This window comes from Paenibacillus allorhizosphaerae (assembly GCF_042659105.1).
Taxonomy (GTDB): domain Bacteria; phylum Bacillota; class Bacilli; order Paenibacillales; family NBRC-103111; genus Paenibacillus_G; species Paenibacillus_G allorhizosphaerae.
Map to the genome: position 1 here is coordinate 1 of NZ_JBHSRV010000015.1, position 12,742 is coordinate 12,742.

Sequence of the window (12,742 nt, forward strand, 5' to 3'; positions counted from 1 at the left end):
ATATTTATTTTTACAATCATGAAAGATTACAAGCAAAATTAAACGGCCTCAGTCCGATGGAATTTCGAACCAAGGCCGCATAAGTTTTTTTATTTCTACTGTCTACTTGACGGGGTGCAGTTCATCGGGCGATGGCCTCTTTATCTTCGCCTCTATCTGCAGGTAGAGACTTGACTTCGTTAATAATGTATCCCGGGGTAGTCGTCTTCATAGCGTTGTCTGAAGTAACATCATAACTAAGCGATATTATCAAAAGGAGAGAAGTGCAGATGCAAGGTATTATCATTATGTTGTTATGTTTATTTGTGATGTACAGAATGTTCCGGCGCGTGCGCCGAAACATAGGTTGGCAGCAGCTGGAGCCGGGAAAAATGCGGTTATTCACTGTCATTTTCTCCGTAATCGGAATGCTACTTCTGATAGAGGGGGCGTTCTACGCGACTAGCCTGATCTCGGATGCGATAGGAATTCTCCTTGGTCTCATGCTCGCCTATTACGGTGCCGCATTGACCCGTTTCGAGCAGCGCGGCGGACGGTGGCACTACCGCCCGAACACATGGATTGGCGTCGCCGTTACCGTACTGTTTTTCGGGCGTCTGATTTATCGTTTTTACGATATGTACTCGATGCCGCAAGGCGGCGGCGTGCAGGGAGGCCTTACGCTTGCGGGCAAGCTGCAAACGATGGTCAGCGGGTGGACGGCCGGACTGCTGCTTGTGATGTTTGCTTATTATGTCGGTTATAACCTGCTTATTTTACGGAAACAGAAGCAGCTGTCCCGGTGAAGCGGCTGGATGAATCGGAAGTCGGATGATGAAAAAAGGGTTGCTCCGGATTACCGGGGCAGCCCTTTTTGGCGATGCATTTGTTGGAACCAGCCGGCTACGGCGGGAAACAAAATAATTAGGAAGCACACGGCCCCGATGACGCGGCCGATGCCGAGTACGCTCATGCAGGCGGTGTAAGATACGCTGGAATACATGGCCATGCCCGCGATCGGCGCGAATACGGCCGACACTTGCGACAGCGTTGTGTAGATGGCGATTGCGCGCTGCCGACCTTGCTCCGGGACGATTTCGAGCAGACGGTTGAAGATCGCTTGCGTCAACCCTGCGGTGGAAAAGCCTCCAAGAAAGTCATAGAAGCAAATCCAAATCATGTTCGGCGCGTAGATCCATAGGAATGGCGACAGCGCGAGCGAGAGCGCCGAACCGAATACGGTAAAGCCGTTGCCTTTCCGGTCGGCCATGAAAGCCCACGGGCGAAAGGCGATTAGCGAGCCTACCGCCCCGGCGATCGCGTCGATGCTGATCATCATATTCGTAGCTTGCAGCGTATCGACCTTGATTTTTGTAAAAATCGGCCAAGCGGCCTGCCAGGCGAACAGGTAGATGACGGCGCTTCCGCAAAACAAATAAAAAGGGAGCTGGACGTTCAGTTTGAATCGGCCAATCCGCGACTTGAAATTGTTTTTTGGAAGGGAAGAAGCAGGTTCGCCGATGGTTCCGGAAGCGTGCGGCGCATCCGGCTCGATGTCTTCGCTCGGAATTTTGAGCTTCATGAAATACCACGTTTCCACCATCGCTGCAATAAACCCGACCGAGAACGCAAGCTGATAGCCAAGCGGATACGTCAATCGGTCGATCCCCCAACCGGCAACCAGCGCGACGATCATGCCGCATACCCCGGTCCACATATTGCGCTGGGCGAACACTTTGTTGCGATAGCCGAGCGGGATAATCTCGCCCATCATCGATTGGTACGCTACGGAAATGATCGTATTGGTCGCATTGTACAAGCCGACGAGAACAATTAAGGCCATTACCTTGGAGACGGGAAGCAAGGGAACGAAGATCAAGAGGAAATAAAAGAAGCGGCAAAGCACGATGAGGCCGGCAATGATCCGTTTTTGCTTGCGGAAACGGCCGAGAATGAGTGCCGCAGGCAGAGTTACTAAAATCGTTAACAGGGCGGGCACGGAGGAGAGCAGCGCATACTCGCTGTTGGTTGCGTTTAGGCGGGCCGCCAGCACGCCGATAAAGGGCGTGACCAGATTGAAGCCGATCGCCCAGAAAATTCCGTTCCACAGATTATGATGAATATTGTCCCGCAGTACTTTATATTTGGCTTCCACAATGGGCCACCTCGGGTTGTTCATGGTGAAACGACGGTTTCTTTCCTCATTGTAGCCTATGGCTCGACGGCGATCTATAGAAACTTGATTTGGTCCATTTTTCGACTCGAATTTCTCGCTGCCGGCCGACTCCTTTGCATCCGAAGCCTGTGCCGTGTAAGATAAGGTTTAATATAGGAGAAAGAGGAGGGGCCATATGGTATTCGGCGCCCGCGTATGGAAGACGGGGATCGCGGTTGCATTATCGTTATATATTAGCGCCTGGCTGGACTTTACCCCTCCCGTTATCGCGGCTGTGGCGGCGATTTTTGCCATGCAGCCTTCGATTTACCGGTCCTGGCGCTATTTTCTCGACCAGCTGCAAACGAATGTGCTCGGTGCCGTGCTTGCACTGCTAGCGGGCATGTTTTTCTCGAACAATCCGATCGCCATCGGAATCGTGTGCATCCTCGTCATTATCATCTGCTTACGGATGAAGATGGGTGAGACCATCGGGCTGACGCTGGTGACCGTCGTGGCGGTCATGGAAGCTTCGGCCGAATGGCAATTTGCCATGAATCGCTTCTTGCTTAGTCTGATCGGGATCGGCAGCGCTTTTATCATCAACGTCATATTCTTTCCCCCGAAGCCGAAGCAGCAGTTCAGCGCGCAAATTCACACGGTGTTCGGCACCATTTCGCTGCTTTTGCGCACCGTCATTTCCGACGAGATGAAGGAGAGCGTCTTCCGCGAGGAGAAGGAAGGGCTGCGGAATGCGCTGCGCTCGCTGGCGGAGAAGTACAAGCTCATGGAGGAAGAGGTCAAAAAGGTGAAGCGCGCGGGCTTTGGCCGGATCCGCCAATTGGTCGTGTACAAGCAAATGCTGCATACGCTGTACAAAGGGCTTGAAGTGATCGATGCGGTGGAGGAGCATTACTTCCAGTCGGCCCGCTCGGCCCAAACCGATGCCTTCTTCGACGCGCATTTGGAGCGGCTGATCAAGTTTCACGAGCATGTGCTGCTCAAATTCGACGACAAGCTGAAAGCGGACAGCACCGAGTTCGATATCGAGGCCGAGAACGAGCGGTTTATGACGACGCTTATCGAACGTTATGGCGAAAAGCCCGACGGCATGCTGCGTCTGTCGGTCGTGGCGGCAACGATGTACGACTACGGTCATCAGACAGGAAGGCTTGATAAGCTGGTGGAGCATTTTCACCGCGGAGAGCCGGAGGAGAAGGAGCCGTTTGACGTTTTGCTCGAAAGCATACGCATGAAATAACCGGCCGTCACCGTCATGGCCTACAACTGAGATTGTGAATCGATCTAACCGTTGCAGCATGCGTTGCGTCGGAAAGTCTCTTCGGCTAAAGAGCCGGGGAGACTTTTTTTTCGTCATTCGGTTATAAGTGAACTGTTACCCGCGCTTCATGTTCTTATGGCTGCCGCCTGCGCTACAATAGGTTGGAACATATGCAAACTTATCCAATCAGGCAGGCGGTGACATCATGAAAAAGACAAAGCTGTTGTTGGTGCTCGTATTAATGACGGTCGCGGTCGGGTGCAGAAACAAACCTCCGTCAGCCGAAGAACGAATGCAGTCGTTTTTGACGGCGTGGGCCAAGCATGATTATGAGGTGATGTACGAAGCGCTCTCTTCCCGTGCCCGGTCGGCTATGCCAAAAGAGGCGTTCGTCCAAAGACATCAATCGATTTATGAAGGGATCGAAGCATCCCGTCTTGCTCCCGCAATCGTGACGGACGCCGCTCCCGGGAACGCAGCTTCTGCACAGTCGGGCAAGGCAGACCGCAAACCGTTACCATTTCATATGGAAATGGACACTTTTGCAGGACCGGTTGCCTACGACTCGACCGCCGTCATGGTGAAGGAGCAAAATGGGTGGTTCGTGGACTGGACGCCGTCCATGATATTTCCGCAGCTCGGCGAGGGGGATAAAGTAAGGGCACTGACATTGAAAGCGAAGCGGGGGGAAATTGTGGACCGCGCGGGCCGAGGGCTGGCGGTGAATGAAGACAAGCTGGAGATCGGCCTCGTTCCGAAACAAGTGTCGGAGCCGGCGTCGGATTCGATCCGGCAGCTTGCCGAGCTGCTGAAGATGAGCGAGGACGACCTGGATAAGAAGCTGAAAGCGCCATGGGTCAAACCGGATTTGTTCGTACCGGTTGCGCTGCTAGCGAAGGATGATGAGCGTTTGCGGCAGATTCTCGCCGTCAAAGGGGTGGCGACGCAGACGAAGAAAGTGCGCTCCTATCCTTATCAGGAAGCGGCCGCGCATCTTACGGGATATGTCGGCAAAATCAACGCGGAAGAGTGGGAAAAGCTGAAAATCAAAGGCTACGGCCAAGACGATCTGATCGGCAAAGCGGGATTGGAACAAGTGTTGGAGGAAAAGCTGCGGGGGAAGGACGGCGGACGAATTTACATAACGGATACCAGCGGCCAAGAAAAGGCGGAGCTCGCAAGGCGCAATGCCGAAGACGGGGCGACGATTCATCTGACGATCGACGGGGGCTTGCAAAGTTTGATCTACGACCAGATGGCAAGCGATGCAGGAGTGGGAGCCGCTATTCAGCCTTTAACCGGGGAAGTGCTTGCGCTTGTCAGCACGCCTTCTTACGACCCGAATGCTTTCGTGTCCGGCGTTACGCCGGAGCAATGGAAGCAATGGACCGAAGATGTGCGCAAGCCGCTGCTCAACCGCTTTGCGCGAACGTACTCACCGGGATCGGCGTTCAAGCCGATTACGGGGGCGATCGCTTTGCAGACCGGGGTCATCACGCCGGAGCTGACGAGAACGATTGTCGGGAAACAATGGAAGAAAGACGGCTCTTGGGGTAATTACAGCGTCACCCGCGTGTCAGAGGCGTCGACGAGCGTCGATTTGCTGAAAGGGCTGCTGTACTCGGACAATATTTATTTTGCTCAAACCGCGCTAGAGCTCGGGAGCGATCGCTTTTTGGCCGAAGCGGGGAAGTTCGGTTTTGACGAGAAGCTGCCGCTGCCGTATCCGTTCGATAAGTCTACGCTCGTAGCCAAAAAGATGAATAATGAAATCCAGCTTGCCGATTCCGGTTACGGGCAAGGCGAGGTGCAGATGAATCCGCTGCATGTTGCGCTCACTTATACGGTGTTCGTAAGCGGCGGCGATATGATCGCCCCGGTGCTCATTCAGGAAGAGGGCGGGCCGAAAGGCGGCACCGTATGGAAAAAACAGGTAGTTCGTCCCGATGTCGCTTCCGTCATCCAGCAGGATATGATCCAGGTGATCGAGAATGCTTCAGGAACGGGGCGCGGTGCTCGAATCAAAGGCATTACGCTTGCCGGCAAAACGGGAACCGCCGAACGGAAACAAAGCCAAGGCGTCACCGGTAAAGAAGACGGCTGGTTTGTAGCCTACAACACCGATCAGCCGAAACTGCTGCTTGCGCTTATGCTGGAAGATGTTCAGGACCATGGAGGCAGTCATCATTTGGCTCCGAAGGTGAAGCAGGTGTTCACGCAATACTTAAAGCCTTAATGGGATTGGTGAGGAGAGATGGAATTTTTGTCGAGCAAAGGACCGTTCGATGCCGGCGAACGTCTGCTGATTGTGAACGCGGACGACTACGGGCTTTCACCGGAGGTCAATCGGGCGATCACCGATCTTTTTGAACAGCGGGCCGTTACGTCCGCATCGCTGATGGTACCGGCCGGGTCGGTTTGTCAGGCCGTCGAAGCGGCCAAAAGGCTGGAGCATGCAGCGGTCGGCGTACATCTCACGCTAACCGGCCCGTATGCCCCGGTGGCTCCGCTTGCCGATGTGGGCAGCTTGCTGACGGAGCAAGGGCGCTTCCATGATGATCCGGCCGCGTTGGAACAGCGGGCTGACCCCGGCGAGGTGAGGCGAGAGCTGCAAAGCCAGGTGGAGCGGGCGCTCGCACTGGGACTGGACCCGACACACCTGGACAGCCATCAAGGCAGCGTATTGGGGCTGGCAGGCGGTCGTGATTATCTCGATATCATATTCGATTTGTGCGAAGCGCACCGGCTGCCGTTTTTGCTGCCGAAACGCATTGTCGAGCAGCCTTTTATCGCGGCGGAGCATAGGCGCCGTTTTGCCGCCAGGATCGAGTCTGCCGACCTGCGGGGCATTTTGCTTATCGACGATATGATCGCCTTCCCGTTTGCCGTGCAGGACGGGGAAACGTACGAGCGGTACAAATCCGGGGTGGCAAGCGCGTTGAAGCGATTGAAGCCCGGCATCACGCAGTTCACCCTTCACCCCGCGCTTGGCCCGGTTTCGAAGCATGTTCCCGATGCGCAGAAAAGGGAGATGGAATACCGCATTTTCCTGGATCAGGAAATCAGGCAGCTCTTGCGGGACGAACGTATCATTCCGATTTCGTGGCGGGACGTTCGCGATCTGCAGCGTCACGGAAGCTGACTGCCTCTGCCTGCAAACAGCCTGTTATTACGAAATCGTAACCCTTCTGCCGCCGCGCGCGGCTAGGAGGGTTTCTTCTTTTATATTGACAACTTATTCCTCCCCCGGTTATGTTTCTAACATAGGTCAATAAAAGCATGAACGGACGAAGGAGCGAAATGGACTATGTCTCAACGATTTGAAGATTTCGAATACATCCGCCCCGATATGGAGCAATTGCAGCAGCGGATGGAGGCGTTGTTCGCGTCGCTGTCCACAGTGGCGTCGGCGGACGAACAGGAAGTGGTGCTGAAACGAATCAACCAAATTCGCAGCGAGTTCGACTCGATGTCGGCTATCGCCCGCATACGGCACACCGTCAATACGAAGGACGCGTTTTACAAAGCGGAGCAGGACTTTTTTGACCAGAATACGCCGATCTACCAAGGGTGGGTATCCCGTTACTACGAGGCGCTGATGCGCTCGCCTTTCCGCGCGCAGCTGGAGGAGAAGTGGGGCAAACAGCTGTTTCGCATCGCCGAACTGACGGTCAAGACGTTTTCTCAGGAAATCGTGGACGATTTGCGGCTGGAAAACAAGCTGGCTTCCGACTACGTGAAGCTGACCGCATCCGCGCAGATCGACTTCGAAGGCAAGCAGCTCAATCTGGCTCAGTTGACCCCTTATACGTTATCAACGGACCGGGAAACGCGTAAACGCGCGCAGGACGCGAAGTATGCTTTTTTTGCGCAGCATGAAGCGGAGCTGGACGATATTTACGACCGGCTCGTGAAAGTACGCACGGCGATTGCCCATAAGCTCGGCTACGGCAATTTCGTGGAGCTGGGTTATGCGCGCATGAAGCGTTCCGACTACAACGCCGCGAACGTAGCCGTTTTCCGCGAGCAGGTTCGCGCCCATCTCGTTCCGCTCGCTTCACGCATCCGGGAGCAGCAGGCGAAGCTTCTAGGCGTCGATCAACTGACGTACTACGACGACAAGTACCGGTTCCCGTCCGGCAATCCGGTGCCCAAGGGCGATGCGGACTGGATTATCGAGAACGGCAAACGGATGTATGCCGAGCTGTCGCCGGAGACGGACACGTTCTTCCGGATGATGACCGAGCAGGGGCTGATGGATCTGGTCAGCAAGCCCGGCAAAGCCGTAGGCGGTTACTGCTCCTATATTAAGACGCACCGGGTGCCGTTCATTTTCTCCAACTTTAACGGAACGAGCGGCGATATCGACGTGCTGACCCATGAAGCGGGCCATGCGTTCCAGAAATATATGAGCGGCCATCATACCGTGCCGGAGTATTTGCATCCGACGCTGGAAGCGTGCGAGATTCATTCCATGAGCATGGAATTTCTTGTCTGGCCGTGGATGGAGCTGTTTTTCCAGGAAGATACCGAGAAATACAAATACGCGCATTTGAGCGATGCGATTCTGTTTATTCCATACGGTACGGCCGTCGACGAATTCCAGCACTTTGTATACGAGAATCCGAGTGCAACCCCGGCGGAGCGCAAAGCGAAATGGCGGGAGCTCGAGCGCATCTACCGTCCCGACCTCGCGCTGGAGGAAAACGACTTGCTGGACCGCGGCGGCTACTGGTTCCAGCAGCGTCACATTTTCCGCTCGCCGTTCTATTACATCGACTACACGCTGGCGCAAATTTGCGCGCTGCAGTTCTGGGTCAAATCCCAGGCGGACGCCGGACATACATGGACGGACTACGTTCGTCTCTGCAAAGAGGGCGGCAGCGGATCGTTTACCGAACTGGTAGCGGTAGCGGGGTTGCGCTCGCCGTTCACCGAAGGAACGGTGGCGTCCGTAATCGATGAAATCGGGGAATGGCTGGAACGGGCCGATCTTAGCCAGTTTTAGGAAAAAAGAACCGCATGTCTCGGCGAAGCACCGGGGATGCGGTTCTTTTTGTTTTCACAAGAGAATGGACTATTGATAAATTAACATATAATCCCTTACAGAAAACGGGAAATCGATTTTGATGGCATATTTTTAGATATAAACCCTTATTTTATGGTATTATAAAAAATATTTATATACAGATAAATTAAATTTTTAATGACAACTTGGTCAATTAATCGTAAAATGACGCTACATATCTATTTTTTTCAAAACGAAGATCGAAATGAAGGTGAACCCCCTGTCCGAGGCAATCTTGGAAGTTAAAGCGCTTAAAACGGTAATTAAAGACAAGAAGCGGGAAGTGACCGTAGTAGACGGCATCGATTTTGAGATCGGTAAGAACGAAGTGGTTGCCTTGGTCGGCGAATCGGGCTGCGGGAAAAGCATGACCTCCCTCTCGATTATGCAGCTGCTTCCCCGGACAGGGGAGATTGCGGACGGTGAAGTGCGGTTTCGCGGGCGAAATTTGGTCGGACTGAACAAGAAGGAAATTTCGCAGGTCCGGGGACGGAAGATGGCGATGATCTTCCAGGAGCCGATGACCTCGCTCAATCCGGTGCTGACGATCGGCATGCAATTGACCGAAGCGATTATCCGGCATCTTGGCGTGTCCAAGACGGAAGCGATTACTATGGCGGAGGAGTGGCTGCGCCGGGTCGGATTTCCTGAGCCTTCGCGGATTCGGAAAGAATATCCTCACCGGTTGTCCGGAGGGATGCGGCAGCGTGTCATGCTGGCGATGGCTATGGCATGCAGGCCGGATCTGCTCATCGCGGATGAGCCGACGACCGCTTTGGATGTGACCATTCAAGCGCAGGTGCTTGACCTGCTGCGTCAACTGCTCAAGGAATCGGACATGTCCGTCCTGTTCATTACGCACGACCTTGGCGTGGTGGCCGAGATGGCCAATCGCGTCATTGTCATGTATGCCGGGCAAATCGTAGAGTCCACCGACGTACGTACGTTGTTCAAATCGCCGAAGCATCCGTATACGAAAGGTTTGCTGCAGTCGACGCCGCGTATGCAAGGAGCGATCGAGAAGCTTGTGCCGATTGCGGGCAGCGTGCCTCCGGCAGGGACGTTGACGGTCGGATGCCGATTTGCGGACCGTTGTCCGATTGCGACGATGGAATGCCGGGAGGGCCAATTGGAGCTGCGGGACCTCGGCGGCGGGCACAAAGTACGGTGCCTTAAGGCGTAAACAAGGTCGGATGCAACGATATATTAACCGAATTTGATTTATTTATAAACTTTACTTATAAAATAATTTCTATTTTTCAAGAAAAGTTTCATTCCAAACGCGAATGTCACTTCACAACTCAAACGCAGCCAACATCGTAACTTTTCAGGAAATGCTTCGATTTGGCTCGAACGTATTTTCCTCTAAGAAGCCTCGACTTCACGGCTTTTCTTGCTCCACCCGACACGGAACGTTCCGATCCTTCAAGAAAAGCGTCAACATCAGCCATAGTTGTATCAACACTTGCATGGTTTCAGCCGAATGGCACATTGCGTTCGTCTGTCCTTGAATGAGCTTGATCACGCATGTATGTCGCTTGGAACGACTCAATCGGCAGTTTTTCTTTACATAAGGGGGATTTTGGAACGTGAGCGCTCCGCTTTTGGAAATCAACGGATTGAAGAAATATTTTGGCATCGGCGGGAATATGAAGAAAGGCGCCGTCAAAGCTGTCGATGACGTCAGCTTCAAAGTGTACGAAGGGGAGACGCTCGGTATCGTGGGCGAATCCGGATGCGGCAAATCGACCGTCGGGCGTCTTGTGCTGCGTTTGCTCGATTTGACCGGGGGCGAAATCAAATTTAACGGCGTCTCCATTGGCGACTGGAGCCAGCGGCAGCTTCGCCCTATTCGCAAGGACATGCAGTGCGTGTTCCAGGATCCGTACGCTTCGCTCAATCCGCGCATTACGGTAGGCAAAGCGATTGCCGAGCCATTGATCGTGCAAACCGGCATGAGCCGGAGCGAGGCAATGAAACGGGCGGAAGAGCTGCTCGAGACGGTTGGTCTCCGCGCACAATCGGCCCGATTGTACCCGCATGAGTTTTCCGGCGGCCAGCGCCAGCGGATTGCGATCGCCCGCGCCGTGTCGCTGGGTCCGAAGCTGATCGTTGCCGACGAGCCGGTGTCTGCATTGGACGTGTCGATCCAGGCGCAAATCGTCAATTTGCTCGGCGAGCTGCAGGAAAAGACGAAGGTGTCCTATTTGTTCATCTCGCACAATTTGAGCGTCGTGCGGCATATTTCCGACCGGGTGGCCGTCATGTACTTGGGTCAAATTGTCGAGACGGCAAGCCGCGACCAGCTGTTTGAAAGCCCGAAGCATCCGTATACGCAAGCGCTTTTGTCCTCGGTGCCGGAGCCGGCCATCGACGGCAGGCGCGAGCGCATCATTCTTAGCGGAGAGGTGCCGAACGCCGCCAATCCGCCTTCGGGCTGCGCCTTCCATCCGCGCTGTCCTCACGCTGCGGAGAGATGCCGTACGGAAAAACCCGCCTTTAGGGAATTGGAGCCGGGGCACTTTGCCTCCTGCCATTTCATATAGCCAACATTTTTATATCAAAGAGAGGGGAACACATTATGTTGTTTAAGCCATTCGGCAAAGGCGTGAGTATCGCGCTTGCCACAGTTATGTCGACGACATTGTTCTTATCCGCTTGCTCCGGAGGAGGAGGCACGGCTTCAACGGACAAGCCGGCAGGCGACAAACCGGCAGCGGAGGCTTCCAAGAAAGAGAAGATCGACGGCGGCGAAATCATCACGGCTTATTTGGCGGACCCGCAAAACTTTATCCGCTTCTGGGCAACGACGACGACTTCCAGCGAAGTGATCGAGCTTGTGTTCAGCGCATTGTACCGTTTCAACGAGAAGCAGGATATCGTTGCAGACCTTGCCGTAGGACAACCGACGTTCTCGGCGGACAAGAAAGAAATGACGATCAAGATTCGCAACGACGCGAAATTTACGGACGGCAAGCCGGTAACGGCGGCAGACGTTGTATTTACGTACAACATTCCGATTCATCCCGACTACAAAGGACCGAGAAAAGGTACGTTCGATAAGGTGACCAAGGTAGAGAAAGTGGATGACTATACGGTCAAATTCACCTTCAAAGAGCCGCATGCCGGCTATATCGATATGCTCATTTACAACATTTTGCCGGAGCATCTGCTCAAGGACATTCCGGTGAAAGATATGGAGAAATCGGACTTCGCCAAGAAGCCGGTCGGTTCCGGCGCGTACAAGCTGGAAGAATGGAAGCAAGGTCAATATTTGCGCTTCGTTCGCAACGAGAACTACTACAAAGGCAAGCCGGCGATCGAGAAGGTTACGGCGAAAATCATCCCGGACGGCAACGCGCAAATGGCGCAGCTGCAGACCGGCGAAATCAACGTCGTAGGCGTTCCGGTCGACAACTTGGCGGCGATGGACCAGTACGCCAAAACATCCGGTAAAATCAAGCTGCAAAAAGGGATCGGCACCGGCCAGTACCAGTTCGTCGCTTGGAACCTGACCAATCCGCTGTTCCAGGACAAGAAAGTGCGTCAAGCGCTGACGACGGCCATTGACCGTCAAGGCATCGTGGATAGCATTGTAGAAGGTCAAGGCAAGCTTGTGAACAGCCAGACCGCGCCGAGCTACTGGACCTTCACCGATAACGTGCCGAAGTTCCCGTACGATCCGGAGAAAGCGAAGAAAATGCTTGCGGAAGCCGGCTGGAAAGATTCGGACGGCGACGGCATTCTGGATAAGAACGGCCAGAAGTTCGAGTTCGAAATGCAGACGATCCAAGGAAACAAAGTGCGCGAGAAAGCGGTAACGGTCATTCAGCAGCAGTTGAAAAAAGTGGGGATCAGCGTTCAGCCCCGTTCCGTAGAAGGCTCGGCGTTCACGAAGAACTGGTCTTCCAAAAACTTCGTCGCTTTGTTCCATGGCTGGAGCATTTCCGGCGACCCGAATCCGAAAGGCATTTGGCATTCCTCTTCCATCGAAGCGGGTTCCAACTACATTACGTATAAAAATCCGGAAGTCGACAAGCTGATTGAAGAAGATTTGCTGACGTTCGATCAAGCGAAACGGAAAGAGCTTTTAAATAAAGTGGACGCCTTGGTAGCGGAGGATCAGCCGTACACGTTCATGTATTCACCGACGGTTACGATGGCTTACCCGAGCAATCTGGAAGGCTTCAATCCGAATCGCGACAACTTGAAAGAAATCGAGAAATGGTACTTCACGAAATAAATCATGAGACTTTAT

Annotated in this window: 10 protein-coding genes; 9 read left to right on the forward strand and 1 reads right to left on the reverse strand. The window is 53.8% G+C overall.

Going from position 1 to position 12,742, the window contains the following annotated elements; translation table 11 throughout:
- The first annotated feature begins 2 nt into the window (after positions 1 to 2).
- Together ACFQI7_RS31235 and ACFQI7_RS31240 are read left to right on the forward strand one after the other, a co-directional pair.
- Positions 3 to 83, forward strand: coding sequence for an IS3 family transposase (locus ACFQI7_RS31235; protein ID WP_377517545.1), 81 nt, complete (start codon positions 3 to 5; stop codon positions 81 to 83).
- Between the two features lie 186 nt (positions 84 to 269).
- Complete coding sequence (locus ACFQI7_RS31240; RefSeq protein ID WP_218101794.1) at positions 270 to 785, forward strand: hypothetical protein; 516 nt, start codon at positions 270 to 272, stop codon at positions 783 to 785.
- Between the two features lie 50 nt (positions 786 to 835).
- Here the strand turns inward: ACFQI7_RS31240 and ACFQI7_RS31245 are convergent, their stop codons facing one another.
- Entirely contained in the window at positions 836 to 2,134 is a 1,299-nt protein-coding gene (locus tag ACFQI7_RS31245; RefSeq protein WP_218101793.1) for an MFS transporter, read from the reverse strand.
- A gap of 196 nt (positions 2,135 to 2,330) precedes the next feature.
- Between ACFQI7_RS31245 and ACFQI7_RS31250 the strand changes: the two genes are divergently transcribed.
- The 7 genes from ACFQI7_RS31250 (at position 2,331) to ACFQI7_RS31280 (ending at position 12,727) form a co-directional block, all read left to right on the forward strand.
- Positions 2,331 to 3,395 (forward strand): aromatic acid exporter family protein, encoded by a 1,065-nt coding sequence (locus ACFQI7_RS31250; RefSeq protein WP_218101792.1) that lies wholly within the window; start codon positions 2,331 to 2,333, stop codon positions 3,393 to 3,395.
- Between the two features lie 226 nt (positions 3,396 to 3,621).
- Positions 3,622 to 5,652, forward strand: coding sequence for a penicillin-binding transpeptidase domain-containing protein (locus ACFQI7_RS31255; protein ID WP_218101791.1), 2,031 nt, complete (start codon positions 3,622 to 3,624; stop codon positions 5,650 to 5,652).
- Between the two features lie 27 nt (positions 5,653 to 5,679).
- Complete coding sequence (locus ACFQI7_RS31260; RefSeq protein WP_218101790.1) at positions 5,680 to 6,558, forward strand: polysaccharide deacetylase family protein; 879 nt, start codon at positions 5,680 to 5,682, stop codon at positions 6,556 to 6,558.
- A 165-nt stretch (positions 6,559 to 6,723) separates the two neighbouring features.
- Positions 6,724 to 8,424, forward strand: a complete 1,701-nt coding sequence (locus tag ACFQI7_RS31265) for a M3 family oligoendopeptidase (RefSeq protein ID WP_218101789.1) — start codon at positions 6,724 to 6,726, stop codon at positions 8,422 to 8,424.
- Positions 8,425 to 8,689: 265 nt separating this feature from the next.
- Complete coding sequence (locus tag ACFQI7_RS31270; protein WP_218101788.1) at positions 8,690 to 9,667, forward strand: ABC transporter ATP-binding protein; 978 nt, start codon at positions 8,690 to 8,692, stop codon at positions 9,665 to 9,667.
- Between the two features lie 406 nt (positions 9,668 to 10,073).
- Positions 10,074 to 11,030 (forward strand): ABC transporter ATP-binding protein, encoded by a 957-nt coding sequence (locus ACFQI7_RS31275; protein ID WP_329958273.1) that lies wholly within the window; start codon positions 10,074 to 10,076, stop codon positions 11,028 to 11,030.
- Positions 11,031 to 11,065: 35 nt separating this feature from the next.
- Entirely contained in the window at positions 11,066 to 12,727 is a 1,662-nt protein-coding gene (locus ACFQI7_RS31280; protein ID WP_218101787.1) for a peptide-binding protein, read from the forward strand.
- Positions 12,728 to 12,742: the final 15 nt, after the last annotated feature.